The 17,772-nt window shown below is 66.1% G+C and carries 18 protein-coding genes and 2 tRNA genes; 9 read left to right on the top strand and 11 right to left on the bottom strand.

Annotation, left to right across the window (positions count from 1 at the left end):
• Positions 1-437: 437 nt before the first annotated feature.
• From Aph01nite_RS38440 to Aph01nite_RS38415, 6 genes are all read right to left on the bottom strand, one after another.
• Entirely contained in the window at positions 438-3,017 is a 2,580-nt protein-coding gene (locus tag Aph01nite_RS38440) for a valine--tRNA ligase (RefSeq protein ID WP_239162297.1), read from the bottom strand.
• 72 nt (positions 3,018-3,089) lie between these two features.
• The gene (clpX, locus tag Aph01nite_RS38435; protein ID WP_204046008.1) at positions 3,090-4,367 is read right to left on the bottom strand and encodes an ATP-dependent Clp protease ATP-binding subunit ClpX; all 1,278 of its coding nucleotides are present in this window, start codon (positions 4,365-4,367) and stop codon (positions 3,090-3,092) included.
• Between the two features lie 192 nt (positions 4,368-4,559).
• Positions 4,560-5,222 carry an ATP-dependent Clp protease proteolytic subunit gene (locus Aph01nite_RS38430; RefSeq protein WP_204046007.1) on the bottom strand — a complete coding sequence of 221 codons (663 nt, stop codon included), beginning with the start codon at positions 5,220-5,222 and terminating at the stop codon, positions 4,560-4,562.
• Positions 5,219-5,863, bottom strand: a complete 645-nt coding sequence (locus Aph01nite_RS38425) for a ClpP family protease (RefSeq protein ID WP_204046006.1) — start codon at positions 5,861-5,863, stop codon at positions 5,219-5,221. The genes Aph01nite_RS38430 and Aph01nite_RS38425 overlap by 4 nt, the downstream gene beginning before the upstream one ends.
• Before the next feature lie 215 nt (positions 5,864-6,078).
• The gene (gene tig / locus Aph01nite_RS38420) at positions 6,079-7,443 is read right to left on the bottom strand and encodes a trigger factor (protein ID WP_204046005.1); all 1,365 of its coding nucleotides are present in this window, start codon (positions 7,441-7,443) and stop codon (positions 6,079-6,081) included.
• 187 nt (positions 7,444-7,630) lie between these two features.
• Positions 7,631-8,497, bottom strand: a complete 867-nt coding sequence (locus tag Aph01nite_RS38415) for a Sco1979 family transcriptional regulator (RefSeq protein ID WP_204046004.1) — start codon at positions 8,495-8,497, stop codon at positions 7,631-7,633.
• Positions 8,498-8,767: 270 nt separating this feature from the next.
• Between Aph01nite_RS38415 and Aph01nite_RS38410 the strand changes: the two genes are divergently transcribed.
• The 6 genes from Aph01nite_RS38410 to Aph01nite_RS38385 all read left to right on the top strand — a co-directional run bounded on the left by Aph01nite_RS38410 (position 8,768) and on the right by Aph01nite_RS38385 (position 12,154).
• Complete coding sequence (locus Aph01nite_RS38410; protein WP_204046003.1) at positions 8,768-9,235, top strand: ATP-binding protein; 468 nt, start codon at positions 8,768-8,770, stop codon at positions 9,233-9,235.
• 85 nt (positions 9,236-9,320) lie between these two features.
• A complete protein-coding gene (locus Aph01nite_RS38405) occupies positions 9,321-9,920 on the top strand; it encodes an SRPBCC family protein (protein ID WP_204046002.1) in 600 nt (199 codons plus the stop codon).
• 256 nt (positions 9,921-10,176) lie between these two features.
• Positions 10,177-10,250, top strand: a tRNA-Pro gene (locus Aph01nite_RS38400).
• Between the two features lie 133 nt (positions 10,251-10,383).
• Positions 10,384-10,454: transfer RNA gene (locus Aph01nite_RS38395), tRNA-Gly, on the top strand.
• Positions 10,455-10,856: 402 nt separating this feature from the next.
• Positions 10,857-11,039: a hypothetical protein gene (locus Aph01nite_RS38390; protein ID WP_204046001.1), complete on the top strand. Its 183-nt coding sequence runs from the start codon at positions 10,857-10,859 to the stop codon at positions 11,037-11,039.
• Between the two features lie 107 nt (positions 11,040-11,146).
• Positions 11,147-12,154, top strand: a complete 1,008-nt coding sequence (locus Aph01nite_RS38385; RefSeq protein WP_239162296.1) for a methyltransferase — start codon at positions 11,147-11,149, stop codon at positions 12,152-12,154.
• Between the two features lie 40 nt (positions 12,155-12,194).
• On the opposite strand, the gene Aph01nite_RS38380 is transcribed toward Aph01nite_RS38385, so the two are convergent.
• A complete protein-coding gene (locus Aph01nite_RS38380) occupies positions 12,195-12,737 on the bottom strand; it encodes a hypothetical protein (protein ID WP_204046000.1) in 543 nt (180 codons plus the stop codon).
• A 367-nt stretch (positions 12,738-13,104) separates the two neighbouring features.
• Between Aph01nite_RS38380 and Aph01nite_RS38375 the strand changes: the two genes are divergently transcribed.
• Positions 13,105-14,070 (top strand): RDD family protein, encoded by a 966-nt coding sequence (locus Aph01nite_RS38375; protein ID WP_204045999.1) that lies wholly within the window; start codon positions 13,105-13,107, stop codon positions 14,068-14,070.
• A 120-nt stretch (positions 14,071-14,190) separates the two neighbouring features.
• Here Aph01nite_RS38375 and Aph01nite_RS38370 read toward each other — a convergent pair whose 3' ends face one another.
• Positions 14,191-14,640: a hypothetical protein gene (locus tag Aph01nite_RS38370; protein ID WP_204045998.1), complete on the bottom strand. Its 450-nt coding sequence runs from the start codon at positions 14,638-14,640 to the stop codon at positions 14,191-14,193.
• Between the two features lie 329 nt (positions 14,641-14,969).
• Between Aph01nite_RS38370 and Aph01nite_RS38365 the strand changes: the two genes are divergently transcribed.
• Entirely contained in the window at positions 14,970-15,539 is a 570-nt protein-coding gene (locus Aph01nite_RS38365) for a hypothetical protein (protein WP_204045997.1), read from the top strand.
• Between the two features lie 260 nt (positions 15,540-15,799).
• Here the strand turns inward: Aph01nite_RS38365 and Aph01nite_RS38360 are convergent, their stop codons facing one another.
• Positions 15,800-16,330: an MmyB family transcriptional regulator gene (locus tag Aph01nite_RS38360; RefSeq protein ID WP_204045996.1), complete on the bottom strand. Its 531-nt coding sequence runs from the start codon at positions 16,328-16,330 to the stop codon at positions 15,800-15,802.
• Between Aph01nite_RS38360 and Aph01nite_RS38355 the strand changes: the two genes are divergently transcribed.
• Positions 16,330-17,235, top strand: a complete 906-nt coding sequence (locus Aph01nite_RS38355) for an aldo/keto reductase (RefSeq protein ID WP_204045995.1) — start codon at positions 16,330-16,332, stop codon at positions 17,233-17,235. The two genes, Aph01nite_RS38360 and Aph01nite_RS38355, sit on opposite strands and share 1 nt — an antisense overlap.
• 38 nt (positions 17,236-17,273) lie before the next feature.
• On the opposite strand, the gene Aph01nite_RS38350 is transcribed toward Aph01nite_RS38355, so the two are convergent.
• Together Aph01nite_RS38350 and sepF are read right to left on the bottom strand one after the other, a co-directional pair.
• Positions 17,274-17,561 (bottom strand): hypothetical protein, encoded by a 288-nt coding sequence (locus Aph01nite_RS38350; RefSeq protein WP_204045994.1) that lies wholly within the window; start codon positions 17,559-17,561, stop codon positions 17,274-17,276.
• Positions 17,558-17,772, bottom strand: a 215-nt coding sequence (gene sepF / locus Aph01nite_RS38345; RefSeq protein WP_204045993.1) for a cell division protein SepF, incomplete at its 5' end; no start/stop codon positions are given. The genes Aph01nite_RS38350 and sepF, both read right to left, overlap by 4 nt.

The following is a 17,772-nucleotide window of genomic DNA, read 5'->3' as shown; positions in this document are numbered from 1 at the left end:
GCACACGTACACCTGGAAGCGACGAGGCCTTAGGTCTCGCAGTTCCGGGGGTGCCTCTATCTTTGCAAGCCATCCGATCTACGTCAAATCATTTAATTTGGCGTGAACTCAGCTAACTTGCGAAAGCTTCAGCCGCTCTGTTCCCAGAGCCCCCTTCTCTCCGCCGAACCCGAAGCGACGCCACTCGCGGCGAAGCGTCCGGAATCCCGGCTGTGGAAGAAGGGGAGCGATGAGCCTGCCGCTGGGTTCCGGTTGAGGTTCCCGGCGCGCCGTGCTGACCGCGTACAAGAACATTAGCACCCTCTGAGGGATGCTGCGAGCAACTTCGGTAACCCAGGATCCATTCCCTGTCCACGATCCTCTAAACATGGACAGCGGGACACCAAGACGGCCCCCGGAGGAGTGCCTCCGGGGGCCGTCAGGTACGGCACGCACGATCAGGCGGGCAGGGCCGCGAGCTGGGCCTCCAGACGCAGGATGTCCTGCTCCGCCTGGGCCGCGCGAGCCCTGACCTTGCTCACCACGTCCTCGGGGGCCTTCGCCATGAACTGCTCATTACCGAGTTTGCCCGTCACCTGAGCCTGCTCCTTGCGGGCCACCGCGAGGTCCTTCTCCAGGCGCTTGCGCTCGGCCGCCACGTCGATCGCGCCGGCTGTGTCGATCTCCACCGTGACCCCGCCGACCGCCAGCTTGGCCGTCGCCGCGAACGTGTCGCCGGCCTCGTCCAGGCGGAGCAGGGCGCGGATGGCGGTCTCGTGCGCGGCGAGAGCCGTACCGGACAGGGAGAGGCGGGCGGCGACGCGCTGGCCGGGTTTGAGGCCCTGGTCGGAGCGGAAGCGGCGGACCTCGGTGACGAGGTCCTGGACTGCGTCGATCTCGGCCTCGGCGGCCTTGTCGGACAGGGCCGGGTCGGCCGTCGGCCAGGCGGCGACGACCAGGGACTCCTTGCCCGTCAGGGCGCGCCACAGCTCCTCGGTCACGAAGGGAACCAGCGGGTGGAGCAGGCGGAGCAGCGCGTCGAGGACGTGGCCGAGGACGCGCTTGGTGTTCTCCGCCGCAGGGCCGCCGCCGGCAATCTGGATCTTGGCGAGCTCCAGGTACCAGTCGCAGACCTCGTCCCACGCGAAGTGGTACAGCGCGTCGGAGATCTTGGCGAACTCGAAGTCCTCATAGGCCGTGTCCACCAGCTCGCTGACGGACTGGAGGCGGGACAGGATCCAGCGGTCGGCGGGGGTGAGCTCCTCCGGCAGGCCGGTGGAGACGGCGCCGTTCATGAGGGCGAAACGAGTGGCGTTCCAGATCTTGTTGCAGAAGTTCCTGGAACCCGCCGCCCAGTCCTCGCTGATCGCGACGTCGGAGCCGGGGTTGGCGCCGCGCAGCAGGGTGAAGCGCGTCGCGTCGGCGCCGAAGCGCTCGATCCAGTCCAGCGGGTCGACCACGTTCCCGAACGACTTGGACATCTTCTTGCCGAACTGGTCGCGGACCATGCCGTGCAGGGCGACCGTGCGGAAGGGCGGCTGGCCGTCCATCGCGTACAGACCGAACATCATCATTCTGGCGACCCAGAAGAAGAGGATGTCGTAGCCCGTGACCAGGACCGACGTCGGGTAAAAACGCTGCAGGTCGGCGGTCTGCTCCGGCCAGCCCAGGGTGGAGAAGGGCCACAGGCCGGAGGAGAACCAGGTGTCCAGGACGTCGGGGTCCTGGACGTAGCCGGCGGGAGGCGTGTCGTCGGGGCCGACGCAGACGACCTCGCCATCCGGCCCGTACCAGACCGGGATGCGGTGGCCCCACCAGAGCTGGCGGGAGATGCACCAGTCGTGCATGTCGTCCACCCAGTCGAAGTAGCGCTTGGCCAGCTCCGGCGGGTGAATGCGGGTACGGCCGTCGCGGACCGCGTCGCCGGCCTCCTTGGCCAGCGGGGCGACGTTGACGAACCACTGCAGCGACAGGCGCGGCTCGACGACCGTCTTGCAGCGCGAGCAGTGCCCGACCGCGTGCACGTACGGCCGCTTCTCGGCGACGATGCGGCCATCGGCCCGCAGCGCGGCGACCACGGCGGGACGCGCCTCGAAGCGGTCGAGGCCCTGGAACGGCCCAGGCGCGGTGATCACGCCGCGCTCATCCATGATCGTCATGGACGGCAGGTCGTGCCGGCGGCTGATCTCGAAGTCGTTGGGGTCGTGCGCGGGCGTGACCTTGACCGCGCCGGTCCCGAACGCGGGGTCCACGTGCTCGTCGGCGACGACCGGGATCATCCGCCCGGTCAGCGGCAGCTCGACCTCGCGCCCGACCAGGTGCGCGTAACGCTCGTCGGACGGGTGGACCGCGATCGCGGTGTCGCCCAGCATCGTCTCCGCCCGGGTGGTGGCGACGACGATCTCGGTGTCGCCCGATCCGTACCGAATGGAGACGAGCTCGCCGTCGTCGTCGCTGTGCTCGACCTCGATGTCGGAGAGCGCGGTCAGGCAGCGCGGGCACCAGTTGATGATCCGGTTGGCGCGGTAGATGAGCCCGTCGTCGAACAGCCGCTTGAAGATCGTCTGGACAGCGCGGGAGAGCCGCTCGTCCATGGTGAAACGTTCCCGGGACCAGTCGACGCCGTCACCGAGCTTGGTCATCTGGCCGAGGATGCGCCCGCCGGATTCCTCCTTCCACTGCCAGACGCGCTCGACGAACGCCTCGCGGCCGAGGTCGTGCCGGGACAGGCCCTCCTTGGCCAGCTCGCGCTCCACCACGTTCTGGGTGGCGATGCCGGCGTGGTCCATACCGGGCAGCCAGAGGGTCTCGAAGCCGCGCATCCGCGCGCGACGGGACAGCGCGTCCTGAACCGAATGGTCGAGGGCGTGCCCGACGTGCAGGGACCCGGTCACATTCGGCGGCGGCAGCACGATGCTGTACGGCTCACGCCCGCTGCCAGGATCCGCGCCGAAGTATCCGGCCGCTACCCACCGCTCGTAGCTGGGGGTCTCGACGTCGGCGGGTGCGTACTGGGTTGGAAGCTCAGGCGTCGTCACGCTGCCTAATTGTAAGAGCACCCGGGGGTACAGCCGTCGCGAATAACGACGGCCATACCCGCTAAGCCCGGCTTAGGCCGACTTCTCCCGAGGCGTGCGCTGCTGCTTCAGCTGGTCACGCGGGATGAGGGTCGGGTTCACATGCTCCAGGACGGCTTCCCTGGTGATCACCACGCGGGCCACGTCCTGCCGGGAGGGCACCTCGTACATCACCGAGAGGAGCACCTCCTCCAGGATGGCGCGCAGGCCGCGGGCGCCGGTGCCGCGCAGGATGGCCTGGTCGGCGATGGCCTCCAGGGCGTCGTCGGTGAACTCCAGCTCGACGTTGTCCAGCTCGAACAGCCGCCGGTACTGCTTCACCAGCGCGTTGCGCGGCTCGGTCAGGATCTGGATGAGCGCTTCCCTGTCGAGGTTGTGCACACTCGTGATCACGGGGAGGCGGCCGACGAACTCGGGGATCATGCCGAACTTGAGCAGGTCCTCCGGCATGACGTCGCCGAAGATGTCGGAGGAGTCGACCTCCTCCTTGGACCGGATGATGGCGTTGAAGCCGATCCCCTTACGGCCCACCCGGGACTCGATGATCTTCTCGAGGCCCGCGAAGGCCCCGCCGCAGATGAACAGCACGTTGGTGGTGTCGATCTGGATGAACTCCTGGTGCGGGTGCTTGCGGCCGCCCTGCGGGGGCACGCTCGCGGTGGTGCCCTCCAGGATCTTCAGCAGTGCCTGCTGCACACCCTCGCCGGAGACGTCACGCGTGATCGACGGGTTCTCGCTCTTGCGGGCGATCTTGTCGACCTCGTCGATGTAGATGATGCCGGTCTCGGCCTTCTTGACGTCGTAGTCGGCGGCCTGGATCAGCTTCAGCAGGATGTTCTCGACGTCTTCACCGACATATCCGGCTTCGGTGAGCGCGGTGGCGTCGGCGATGGCGAACGGCACGTTGAGCATCTTCGCCAGCGTCTGGGCGAGCAGGGTCTTGCCCGAGCCGGTGGGGCCGAGCAGCAGGATGTTGGACTTCGACAGCTCCAGGCCGTCGTCCCGCCCGCGCTCCCCGGACTGCACGCGCTTGTAGTGGTTGTAGACCGCCACCGAGAGCGCCTTCTTCGCCTTGTCCTGACCGATGACGTAGGCGTCGAGGAACTCGTAGATCTCCCGCGGCTTGGGGAGGTTGTCCCACTTCAGTTCGGAGGACTCGGAGAGCTCCTCCTCGATGATCTCGTTGCAGAGGTCGATGCACTCATCGCAGATGTAGACGCCAGGTCCGGCGATGAGCTTCTTGACCTGCTTCTGGCTCTTGCCACAGAACGAGCACTTGAGCAGGTCTCCCCCGTCGCCGATGCGTGCCACCCCAGATACTCCTTTGCGTGGGACCGCCCTGCTGCCGCGGTCCGTTCATTCCGCGCCCAGTCACTCCGGTGCGAAAACGTCATCCCGCTCAGGTTTCGACGTTACCGTCTTCTGGGCCCTCAGTGAGCCCCCTAGCGGCGAGTCGCACCGGAAGGTGCCCAATTGGGCACCGTTCCGGTGCGGTCAGACCTCTTAGGAAGCCACCGCGGCGGCGCGGCGCTTGCGGGACGGGATGATGTCGTCCACCAGGCCGTATGCCTTCGCCTCGTCCGCGTTGAGGATCTTGTCGCGCTCGATGTCGCGGCGGATCTCGTCCGAAGATTTGCCCGTGTGCTTTGCCACGATTTCTTCGAGAAGTGACCGCATGCGAAGGATCTCGCGCGCCTGGATCTCGATGTCCGAGCCCTGGCCGCCGCCCTCGGTGGAGGGCTGGTGGATCAGGACGCGGGCGTTCGGCAGTGCGAACCGCTTGCCCGCGGTGCCGCCGGCCAGCAGCACGGCCGCCGCCGAGGCGGCCTGGCCGAGGCAGACGGTCTGGATCTCGGGCCGGACGAACTGCATGGTGTCGTAGATCGCCGTCATGGCGGTGAACGACCCGCCCGGCGAGTTGATGTAGATGCTGATGTCCCGGTCAGGGTCGAGCGACTCCAGCGTCAGGAGCTGGGCCATCACGTCGTTGGCCGAGGCGTCGTCGATCTGCACGCCGAGGAAGATGATGCGATCCTCGAAGAGCTTGTTGTACGGGTTCATCTCCTTCACCCCGTACGTCGTGCGCTCCACGAACGACGGGATGATGTAACGGCCGTTGATGTCTCCCGGCCGGATCAGCTCACTCACTTGGGAAGCTCCAGTCATGAGACGGCGCCCTCGGAGGGCACCTGCCGTGCGCTGCGGACGACGTGGTCGATGAAGCCGTAGTCCTTGGCCTCCTCGGCCGTGAACCAGCGGTCCCGGTCGGAGTCGCGCTCGATCTGCTCGACGGGCTGGCCGGTGTGGAAGGCGATCTGCTCGGCGAGCGTCTTCTTGACGTAGAGCATCTGCTCGGCCTGGATCGCGATGTCCGCGGCCGTTCCGCCGATGCCGCCGGAGGGCTGGTGCATCATGATGCGGGCGTTGGGCAGCGCATATCGTTTGCCGCGGGCGCCGGCGCAGAGCAGGAACTGGCCCATCGAGGCGGCCAGGCCCATCGCCACCGTGCACACGTTGTTCGGCACGTACTCCATCATGTCGTAAATCGCCATGCCGGCCGTGATGGAACCGCCGGGGGAGTTGATGTAGAGCCAGATGTCGCGATCCGGGTCGTCCGCCGCGAGCAGCAGCAGCTCCGCGCAGAGGCGGTTGGCGACCTCGTCGTTGACCGCTGTGCCGAGGACCACGATGCGTTCCCGCAGGAGCCGCTGGTAGAGCTGGTCCTCAAGCCGGAACGAGCCGTTGGGCTGCGTGCGCGCTTCGGGGCTGAAGCTGGTGGGCTGGAAGAAGGTCGGCGGGCTGGTCACAGCGTCACCTTCCGATGCGTCGTTATCGATGGGCTTTGATTGTGACCTTAACGCGCGTCGCAGACAGGTCATGCCCGCTCGCCAAGGTGTTCGCTGACGGCGCATGCGGATGACCGCCTGGTTTGTACGGCTTTGCGATGCGATAGCCGTACAAGCGCAAACAAACGGCCCCCAGCAGATGCCGGGGGCCGCAGTGAATTTCGGTCTCAGGAAGCCTAGGAAGCGGGCACCGTCTCCGGGGAACCGTCCTGCTCGGGGTTGAGCTCGGCGTAGATGGCCTTGAGGTCGACCTCGTTGCCATCGGTGTCGGTCACCTTGGCGGCGTCGCCCACGACCGTCTTGGCCTTCTCCCGGACGATCTCCATCATGGCCAGGGTCAGCTGGTCGTTGTCGGCCAGGTGCTGGGCCAGCGTGTTCGGCGCGACACCCAGCTGCTGGGCGCGGCGGACCACGAACTGGGTCAGCTCCTGCTCGCTGACGCCGATCTCCTCAGCCTTGACGATCTTGTCGAGCACGAAGCCCGACTTGAGGGCGATCGCGGAGTTCGCCTCGAACTCGGCGAAACGCTCTTCCTCGGTCGTCTGGTAGAGGCGGAAGTACGCCTCCTTGCTGAGGCCGCTCTCCTGGATCTGGTGCTCCAGGTTGTGCTTGCGGGCGTCCAGCTCGGCCTTGAGCGCGCTCTCGGGCAGCGGGATGTCGATGCTGTCCAGCAGCGCCTCGACCGCCTTCTCCCGGACCTGCACGACCTGCTCGATCAGCTTGTTGCGGCGGGCCTGCTCGCGGACGCTGGCGCGCAGCTCCTCCAGCGTGTCGAACTCGCTGGCCAGCTGGGCGAACTCGTCGTCCAGCTCGGGCAGGACCTTCTCCTTGACCGACTTGATGTTGATGATCACGTCGGCCTCCTCGCCGGCGTTCTCACCGCCGACCAGGGTGGTCGAGAAGGTCTTCTCCTCGCCGGCGCCGAGGCCTTCCAGCGCCTCGTCCAGGCCCTGCAGCACCGAACCCGCGCCCACCTCGTAGGACACGTCGGCGGCCTGCTGCTCCTCCAGGTTCCGGCCGTCGATCTCGGCGCGCAGGTCCATCACGACGTAGTCGCCGCGGGCGGCCGGACGGTCCACGCCGGTCAGCGTGGCGAAACGCTGGCGCAGGCCCTCCAGCTGGGCGTCGATGTCGGCGTCCGAGACCTCGGACGGGTCCACCACGATCTCGGTGCCGTTGTAGTCCGGCACGTCGAACGCGGGGCGGATGTCCACCTCGGCGGTGAACTCGACCTGGGCGCCGTCATCGATCCGGGTGACCTCGATGTCCGGCTGGCTCACCGGAAAGAGGTCGATCTCGTCGACGGCCTGGCCGTAAAGCTTGGGGAGCGCGTCGTTCAGGGTCTCCTCAAGAACCACCGCGCGGCCGAAGCGCTGCTCGATGATCCGGGCCGGAACCTTGCCGGGGCGGAAGCCGGGGACGCGCACCTGCTGCGCGACCTTCTTGTAGGCGGCCTGCAGGCTCGGCTCTAGCTCTTCGAACGGCACCTCGACGGTGAGCTTCACCCGGGTCGGGCTGAGCTCCTCGACAGCGGTCTTCACGGGGTGGTCTCCTTGATCAAGCATCTGGTGATCGCGGGCACTCAATGCACAGTCACTGTGTTGCACAGTCACTGAGGCACGTCACGCGTGCCGCGCCCACGCATAAGGCGAATGGGCATGCTCCACTGTGGCGGGTGTCCAGCGCCACACTGCAGTCTAGGGCAGAGCGGCACCCGTAAGCGACGACTCAGAGCTCGCGTGAGATCTTTCTGAGGATGTCGATGGTCTCCGCAGGGGTGGTGCTTACCGCGCAGAGCCGTTCCATAACCTCGCTATACCGATCTACCTCGTCGCGTTTGTCCAGGTAGAGAGCACTGCCGAGCTGTTCGACGTAGATGATGTCGGGCAGTTCCACGTCGGGGAAGCGCAGGATGCTGAACGCGCCGCCCTCAGCCGCGTGGCCGCCGAAGTTGAACGGCATCACTTGGATCGTGACATTCGTCTGGTCCATCAGCTCGATCAGATGTTGCAGCTGGCCGCGCATCACCTCGGTGCCGCCGATGGGACGGCGCAGCGCCGCCTCGTCGATGACGGCCCAGAACTTGGGCTTGCGCGGGCCTTCGAGCACCCGCTGGCGCTCCAGCCGCAGGTCCACCCGCCGGGCGATCTCCTCGGGCGCCGCACCCACCGCGCCGGCCGTGATCACGGCGCGCGCGTATTCCTTGGTCTGCAGCAGACCCGGCACGAACTGCACCTCGTAGGTGCGGATACGTTCCGCCGCCTCCTCAAGGCCGACATACGCCTGGAACCACGAGGGCAGCAGATCGGTGAACCGGTGCCACCAGCCGGGCTCGTTGGCCCGCTCCACCAGGTCCAGGATCGCGCCGCGCGCCTCGTCCTCGGCCACGCCGTAAAGGGTCAGCAGGTCGGCGACGTCGCGTTCGCGAAAGCTGACCCGGCCGAGCTCCATCCGGCTGATCTTGGACTCGGAGCCGCGGATCAGGTGTCCGGCGTCGTGTCGTGAGATGCCCCGGTCCTCGCGGAGTTTGCGAAGCTGGGTCCCGAGAAGGATGCGGAGGGCCGTGGGTCCTTGTCCCGGCTGGGTATGTGTCACGGCGCCTCCCTCTCAACTTGGCTTGTGCGCTGGCGAGGATGAAACCACTTCTCCAGCCCACACAGTGTCACCACTTCCGGGCACGAAGACAAGGTCTGAGCCTCGTGTCCATTTCACCTTGAAGCGCCGATCGAGGCAACTGCACGTAGCAGTTGCACGTGCATTTGGGTCTTGCAGGGGCATACCGGGTTGACCCATGATGGCTTAGTGCATATTGGGCCAAAGGTGCACTAGTTCTCATAACTGGCGGAGCTGGAGGTGCGGGGCAGGATGTTAGAGAAGCCCCTATCCGCCCGCGACGTAGGCTTCGAGCGGTTACTGCGCTCCGCTCCGGACTCCCATGCCACCACGTGCCCGCTCCGGCCGCAGGCCGATTCGGTGAAGACCGCCCGCGACGTCACCCGCTCCACCCTCAGCGACTGGGGGCTTTCGGAGCTGAGCGACGACGCGACTTTAGTGGTTTCGGAACTGGTGACGAATGCGGTCCGTTACGCCCTGTATCCGGTGGATCGGGCCGCCGACAGTCCGATAACCCTCATGCTGGTACGGCTCTCGCCGCACGTCCTGCTGGCGGTCTCCGACCCCAGCGACGAAGCCCCCATCCCCAAGGAACCGGACTTCATCTCCGAGAACGGGCGTGGCCTCTACATAGTGGAGACCTACAGCCAGGCGTGGGGCTGGGACATTCTGGACGCCGGGGGTAAGGCGGTCTGGGCGCTGTTCCGTACCGGAATCTGATGCATCTTTCATACCCGTGACTTCGCCCTGATGTAATCGAGAGTCACGCGGGCTCTCCGGGCCCGGCGACATTTAAGGGCGACGAATGATCGACCTCTCCCAGCAGATCGCGGCCACGCGGCGCGCGGTGGAGCACCGTACCGAGGCCGGAGAAGAGACCGTTTCCGCGGTACTGCGGCGGAGCTACGACACGGGCATTGAGAAGGTGTGGGGCGCGCTCACCGATCCCGACCGGCTACGGCAGTGGTTTCTACCGGTGAGCGGGGAATTCCGGGTCGGCGGGCGCTTCCAGGTGGAAGGAAACGCCGGCGGCGAGATCCTCCGCTGCGAGCCGCCGAAACTGCTCCTGGTGACGTACGGGCATGAGACAAGCCTCGTGGAGGTACGGCTGGCTGGTGACAGCCACGGCACGACCCTGGAACTCGACCACACCGTGCCCGTCGCGCTGGCCGGAGGCGTGGTCGGCGCGCTCTATGTCGCGCCCGGGTGGGACGGTGTCGTCATGGGGCTCGGGCGGTATCTGGCCGGAGATCCCGTCCGGGCCGACTCGCCGGAGGTGCTGGAGTTCTCCGCTCATGCCGTCTCGGCATGGGAGTCGACGGTCCGGGCCGCGAAGCTCGCCACAGACGACGAGATCTCGGCCGCAGTGGCCGCCGCGCGAGCACAGTTCCCCGCCGGACCATAACCTTCGGTAATTCGCGCAAACGGCTGTGTGATGCCTTCATGGGTAAGGGCCGGCCAGTCCCGGTTTCCGTGGGCGGGACCCGAGAGTCCCATGCCGGCGTTCGCGATCGCGGTGGGTGGCGGATTCGGGCGAGCGGGTGGCCTGAGCCGGTGGGGCGCAACCGGGAGGCGCGGGGAAGGGCGATCAGCTAGGATCGGCGTGTCCCTCTGTGTCGAGGGCAGCAGAGGAGCCGTCCGAGTCGCCTCGGAGGTCCTTACGGGGTGTGGCCCAGCTTGGCAGGGCGTCTGGTTTGGGACCAGAAGATCGTCGGTTCAAATCCGGCCACCCCGACCCGCAGGAGCCCCCACCGGGGGCTCCTCGTGTCTTTCCAGCCTTGTGCGTACGGCGTCAATGCGCGTCGGGCACCGGATCTCCGGTACGCTTACGCCTGGACGCCCGGCTGGTAACAAGGCCAGGGCGCCTCGCGGATGTAGCTCAATGGTAGAGCCCCAGTCTTCCAAACTGGCTACGCGGGTTCGATTCCCGTCGTCCGCTCTCATAACGAAAGGCCAGGTCATCCCGTACGGGGAAGCTGGCCTTTGTGATCTTCGCTCGTGGTAACCATCCTCCGTGCCCGATGCCTGTTCAAGAGCCACTCCGCGATCTAGCCTTGTGCTCATGACTGCCTCACAGCCCCGCGTGATCAGACGAGGCGTAAGCCTCAGCCATCTGACGGTCTGGTCGGGAACCGGTGGGCCGTACGCCGTGCCGGTGAGCAGTGTGGCTGTTGAGTTCCGGGGACGGCTGGGCCATGGGAGCTGTTATGGGCTTTTGGCCGGGGAGCTTCTGGCGGAGCCGGGACCGACCGTTTCTTTCACGTATGGTCCCCCAGCGGAGCTCCCCAAGGTCGCGCATGATGTCGCGATAGCGGGGTTGGAGCCTGCGTACGAGGGCGCTGTGGAGCGCGCGGCGCGGCGGGCGCAGGCAGCGCTGCGGATCACGGCGGCCTGTCACGGCGAGATCGGATCATCGCAGGTGGTCTTCGAACAGTTGACCGCTGTCTTGATCGCGCTCCTGACCCAGAGCGCCTATCGGGACGAAGACCTTTGGGAGGTTTGGGACACAGCCTGGCGGCGATGACCGGGCGCACCGCCACTACCATGGCCGGACCGTGCATGATCGGAGTCTGGATGTCCTAGTACGACCGGTTAAGGGAAACGCATGTGCGGCCCGGATAGGGTCCGGAGGTGGCCGGAAACGAAGAAGTGTGGGGTGGGCCGCTGTGGCGGGCCGCCGATCTGATCACTCCGATGGCATTGAGAGTGGCGGCGACACTGCGGGTCGCGGACGCGATCACCGAGGGCGTGACCTCGGGCTCGGACCTCGCCGCCCGCCTCCGCGTGGCCGCCGATCCGCTGGTACGACTGCTCGACCATCTCGTCACCGCCGGCTTCCTGCACCGATCCCCAGACGGGTCCTACGCGCTGACCGATTCGGGCCAGTGGCTCCGCGACGACCATCCGGAGGGCATCCGGGCGTGGATCGACGCGGAGGGCGCCATCGGACGGGCCGACCTGTCCGTGGTGGAATTGCTGCACACCGTCCGCACCGGCGAAGCGGCTTTCCCCCGGCGTTTCGGGCGCGGGTTCTGGGATGACCTCGCCGAGAATCCAGAGCTGAGCGCGTCCTTCGACTCGTTGATGGGCGGGCAGGGGAACAGTGAGACGCCGACGATCGCGGCGGCCTACGACTGGTCCGCTCTCGGGGAGGTCATCGACGTCGGCGGCGGCAACGGCACATTGTTGATCGCGTTGTTGCGTGCCCACCCCACTCTGCGCGGGACCGTGCTCGATCTCGCGGCCCCGGCTGCCGGCGCCGGCCAGGCCCTGGCCGAGGCCGGTCTCGCCGATCGCGGCAGGGCCCAGGCCGGGAGCTTCTTCGATCCGCTGCCAGCCGGGGCGGGCGGCTACATCCTCTCCCGGGTGATCCACGACTGGGACGACGAGGAAGCCCGCCGCATCCTGCGGAACTGCGCGACCGCCGCGAGGCCGGAAGGCAGGGTTTTCGTGATCGAGGAGATCGTGCCCGAGAAGGGCGACGTGAGTACCGAGATGGACCTGCGCATGCTCGCCTACGTGAACGGCCGAGAACGCACCCTCGACCGGCTCTCCGAGCTGGCCGCCGAGGCCGGACTCAACCGGGGCGGGATCATCCCGGCTGGGATCAGGCGCATCATCGAGTTCCTGCCTGTTTGACCTTCGTCACCCGATGCGGACTGCTTCGGCGAAAAGGCTTTCAGCGTCGGGCGTACACCTTCTTGACTTTGGCGACGGCTTTCTTGGCGGTCTTCACCGTCGTCGGCCACGTTGACGTGGAGTCGGTGAGCCCTTGGTAGACGATGACTGAGCTCTTGTACGCGACGACGACGAACTCCGACACGAAGGTGTTCATGTCGGCTCCCGGGTACCGCGCGTGGTCGAAGGTCACCTCGAAGGCGTAGGTGGCGTCGCCCAGGTTGGCGACCTTCTTCTTCTTGAACTCGCTTTCCCGCCGGAAACCCACCTTGCCGTCGCAGGAGGTGGAGACCTTCGACGCGGCGGTCCTGAGCTGCCTGATCGTCGCCGGCCCGCCGGTGAACACCTGATGCAACCCGTTGATCTCGCCGACGAGAAAGGCCGAGGGCCGGCCCCCGCCGAACACACTGTCGTACGACTTCAGGGCATCCATGCAGCGTGCCTCGTCCACCCGGAAGTCGGACAGGAACGCTCCATCCAGGTTCAGCTTGAAGATGGCGACATTCTTGCCGAGGTCCTTGCCTGCCAGCAGGGCTCGCTTCATCTCCCCCTCCGTGAGTGGGGGCGCCGGCGCGCCCACTGCCAGCGCGCCTGTGAGTACCAGTTCCATGATCATGGGGCTCTCCCGCCTCCGCGTGATCGGAAGTCGCACGCTAGCGCCGTACGGCAAACGTGATCAACGGAGTGCGCAGGATCTTCACATACACCACACATCGGGCGGTCCGCGCTCCGGAGCGTCGCCAGAATGGGGTTCTCGATCTTCCGTGCCTGACACCCCGCCTTGCCACATCTGGGCGAATCCGCCACGTCTGCGTTCCATGTCGAACCCGGTAAGGTAGCCCGCACTCAGGTGCGAAAGGATCTTCGTGTCAGGCTCCCCCCGGTTATCGAAGTCGGCACTGCTGGTGTGGATGGCCGCGGTAGTCGTGGCCGCTGTGCCGACCTGGGAGGAATTGCAGTTCCGGCTGGACCCCGGCGCGTACGTGTTCACTTCATGCATAGGCATGCTGGACATGGAAGGATCCTTGCTGGACCCACTTCGCGGCGACCTCGACTACATCTGGAACAGCGCAGAGATGTGGGTCGTTCCGCCGCTTCTGGTTTTCCTCGGCTTCTTTGCGTGCCTGCGCCATCGTGACCCTCGGATCGCGGGACGGTACCTGGCGAGCGCGTTAGGATCGATCGCGATTGTCGGGCCGCTCACTCCCGTGTACTCCTCCTCCGACGGCTGCGGCATCGCTTTGATTCTGAGTGCCGAGTGGTTTGACTCGGTGTTGCTCAGTTGGGACGGCACGCTATACATTCTGGCGTCCGCGGTGCTGGTGCTTTTCGCGTCACAGATCATGCCGTCCGCCGAAGGCGCGGATTCGGTGCCGCGGCTGGGTACGGCATGGCTGCGACTGCTGGCCGTGCTGATCGACTACTTCATCATTGTCGTTGTCTTCGTTTTCGTCATCCAGCCGATCGGGTTTCTCTTCGACATCGACAGCGCCTTCCCCTCCATTCACCTGGATTTCGGGCTCCTGAACTGGCTTTCCCTGTTCCGAGCTTACGATGACCCCTGGCGACTACTCGGCCTGGTCGTGCTGTTCCTGTATTTCTGGGTCCAGCACGCTCGATGGGGGCGCACTATCGGTAAGCGGCTACTGCGTTTCCGGGTCGTGTCCGCTGGGATGGCGGACCCACCGGGAACCAGTAGGGCGGCGTTCCGTGCGCTGGTCTTCCCACTGCTCCTCGCCGTACCGGTTGCCGGGCCGATCATCCTTATCGCGGACGGACTGTGGGCGCTCTTCGATCCCGATGGCCGAACTCTGCACGACCGCTGCGCGGGCACCGACGTCACGCGCCGAGTACCAGTGGCTCAGCCGCAAGCTTGAACGGACATCCGTCTTTCCGGCATCGGTGTCACCCGGTTTTCGGGTACGCAAACGTATGCTCAACCACAAAATCCGCCTCACCAAATCGCGTGTTTCGGTGAGGCGGATCAGTCTGGCCGACTAGGGCAGCCAATAGCCGATGGTGCACTCGATGTAGACGGAGCCGTTTACGCAGTTGGCCTTCTCATCGGTCTTGATCCGAGTGTAGTGGTACCAGTCGACCACTTTCCACGGGTCACTCGACCCCCACCGTACGAGGTAATAGGCCGGTGGATAGCTGGTCGACGGCCTGAATGCATCGAGGTCCAGAGTAAGACCCGTCGTGGTGCCCGCTCCGATGTTCCGCTGGTCGCAAACGGTGAAGAGGTATAGCGACCGCGCGGGGCCGCCGTTGACACTGTTCCAGACCGTGCAGTCGGCGTCGTCGACGCCCTCGTTGAATATGGTGGCGGTGAAAGCCCACGAGGTGCCGTTGCCGATGCGTCCCGCGAGTGCGGTTGCCGATACCGGACCAGTGGTAAGCCCTAACGTCATGGCGATGACGGCTAGGACGGCCATAACTTTCTTCATTCGCGCCCTTCCCCTGAGGCCCATTGGCGATGGATCAAGAATCGCTCCGCTCGGTATATTCCTCGTATACCACGGAACGTAATCGCAATTTCCAGCCAGCAGGGGGCGCGGCGTGCCTGCGTGACGTAGCTCCAATCGATGAGCATCGGTCCAGCTGGCCCGTCCCGCCAGGACGGTGCCGGGGAGCGATTCGCCCTCATGGGCTCGCCATAAAGGAGGCATCCAATGAGAACCCTCTAATCGTGGTCTCAGAAGCGGATCACCCCCGCCGGACAGGCTCTGACGCACCGGGCGAAGCGGCTCGGAAACGAACCTGACGGAGGAATGACATGAACAAGGTCCGGTTGACCCTCGCCGGTCTGTCCCTCGGCACCGTTCTCGGCGGCCTGGTCGTGGCCACGCCCGCTTTCGCCGAGGAACGCACCTGCCGGGGCACCATCCGTGCGGTGACCCTCGACAACGTACGCGTCCCCCAAGGAGCGACCTGCACTCTGCTCGGCACCCGGCTGAAGGGCACGGTCAAGGTGGCGCGCAACGCCACCCTGGTGACCCGCGGCGCGCGAATCAACGGCAACGTCCAGGCTGAGGGGGCACGCGCCGTCTCGGTCGTGGCCGGCACGTGGGTGGGCGGCAGCGTCCAGGTCAAGCAGGGCGGAGCTGCCACCGTCTCGTCCGCCCGGATCAACGCCGACATCCAACTGGACGCCAACGGCCGATACCTGCGGGTCAACGGCAACAAGGTAGGCGGCAGCATCCAGGTGGTCGGCAACCGAGCCGGCGCCGAAATCCACCGGAACCGGGTCAAGGGCAACCTCCAGTGCAAGGAGAACCGTCCTGCCCCCACCGGCAGCAGAAACGCTGTCGGCGGCAACAAGGAGGACCAGTGCCGCCGCTTCTGAGCACCCACCGGTTTGAGCTTCCACCACGAAGCTTGACGCCCACGCCGGGCTACCAGCCGTACAGCATCGGAGCTGCGAACCCTTAACAGAATGAAGCTGGTTACTCTTGGCGCCGGTACGGCGAGAAGTGTCCCCTGCGCTAACGGCGCCGGATAACGGCGAAGGCCCGCGCCTCGGATCATTCCGTTAGGCGCATTCAGGTGAACGGCAGTGAGGTCATCTCATGAAAAGACGACAGGTCGCGTGGTCTGCGGAGGACATCATCGATCGTCCGTGCCCCTTGCAAGCCCGGCACCTGACTCCTCCGTCTCGGCCTGGGCATTCGACCTGGCGCCTGCCGCCGGGACGGAGTCCGCTGAAGCCTGGTCGCTGGTCCAGACGGCCAGCAGGCGAAGGGCGTGTTCGGATGGGGAGCCGGGTTCGGCGGTGTGCAGGGCGAAGGTCTGGTCGGGGTCGCCGGTGGGAGTGAAGGCTTCGTAGCCCAAATTGAGGTCTCCGACCAAGGGGTGGTGGTAGCGCTTGGTGCCGTTGGTGCGGAGCAGGACGTCGTGGTCGGCCCACCAGCGGCGGAAGTCTCTGTCCTTGAGGGAGAGGTCACCGATGAGTTCGGCGAGCTGTGGGTCGTGGGGGTGACTGCCGGCGTAGAGGTGGAGGGCGGCGACGGCGTCTCGGGCAGCGATTTCCCAGTCGATATACAGGTCTCGGGCGGCTTCGTCGAGGAAGATGAACCGGGCCATGTTGCGGTCGCGGTGAGGCAGTGCGTCGAAGTCAGTGAGCAGGACGCGAGCCATTGATCCACACCGCGCTGGACGCGGGTATCAATCTCATCGACACGGCCGACGTCTACTCTCGGGGCGAATCCGAGGAGATCGTCGGCAAGGCGCTCAAAGGCCGGCGGGACGACGTCGTGCTCGCGACGAAGTTCGCCCTTCCCATGGGGGCGGACGCCAACCAGCGTGGGGGCTCGCCGCGGTGGATCAAACGCGCCATTGAGGACAGTCTGCGGCGGCTCGGCACCGACTACATCGACCTCTACCAGATGCACCGGCCGGACCCGGACACCGACATCGACGAGACGCTCGCGGCGCTCTCCGACCTGGTCCACTCGGGCAAGGTCCGCGCGATCGGCTCCTCGACATTCCCCGCCGAGCTGATCGTCGAAGCGCAGTGGGCCGCGGAGAAGGGCGGGCATCACCGGTTCCGCACGGAGCAGCCGCGATACTCGATCCTGTCCAGGACGATCGAAGGCGGTGTGCTGCCGACCGCGCAGCGCCATGGCATGGGAGTGCTCACCTACGGGCCTTTGAGCGGCGACTGGTTGTCCGGGCGCGCGGACCCGACACGTGGTCACCGCGCGGCGGCCGTGCCGCAGGCTTTCGACCTGTCGATCCCGGCCAATCAGGTCAGGTTGGAGGCCGTCCAGCGTCTCACCAAGCTCGCCGCCGACGTCGGAATGCCGCTGGCTCACATGGCCACCGCGTTCGTGCTGTCGCATCCGGCCGTTGCGTCTGTTCTGATCGGTCCGCGTACTCCCGAACAGCTGGACGATCTTCTGGCCGGTGCGGGTGTGGAACTCAGCGAGGATGTGCTCGACGCGATCGACGAGATCGTGCCGCCCGGCACCGAGGTCAACGCCGCAGACAACTACCTCGCCGCTTCACCGGCGATCGGCGACAAGCGCCTGCGCCGCCGCTGACCGGTCCTGTCGAACGCGACCGCTCGGGCTGCGGTCGGTCAGCCCTGCATCTTGCCGATGTAGTCCGTGTTGGTACGGCCAGTGGCGGCGATCTCGTGGATGTATCGGTGGAGACGCTGCACGAAGCCGGGGCCGCGCCAGTCGTCACCGGCCCAGTGCAGGCCCACCTGGACGATGAAGGATGTGACCGGCTGGGTTCCTTCGCGTCTGGTCACCACGTAGTAGACGTCGTCCAGGCGTTGGTTGTAACTCTCGAACGTCGCCGTCCAGGAGGTGCTCGCGTCGATCGCCGTGGACTCGCAGAATTCGGGGAACGTGAAGGTCACTGTGCGAGTTCGTCGGTGAGCGACGGGGGGTTGCCTCTTCCCTCCGGCATGAGCAGGAAGACCTTCGGTGAGAGTCGGTCCATGTCGCCGCGGCGGCCGAACACCAGGCCGGCCGCGAAATCCACGCACTGCCTGGCCTCGCTGTCCGGAAGGCCGCTGAGGTCCATCACTACGGGGGTTCCCGCGCAGAAGAAGTACCCGACGTAGAACA

Origin of the sequence: Acrocarpospora phusangensis (assembly GCF_016862995.1) — a bacterium.
Lineage (GTDB): Bacteria > Actinomycetota > Actinomycetes > Streptosporangiales > Streptosporangiaceae > Acrocarpospora > Acrocarpospora phusangensis.
Note: the sequence above shows the minus strand (reverse complement) of the source record. Positions and strands in the feature narration are given on the sequence as shown.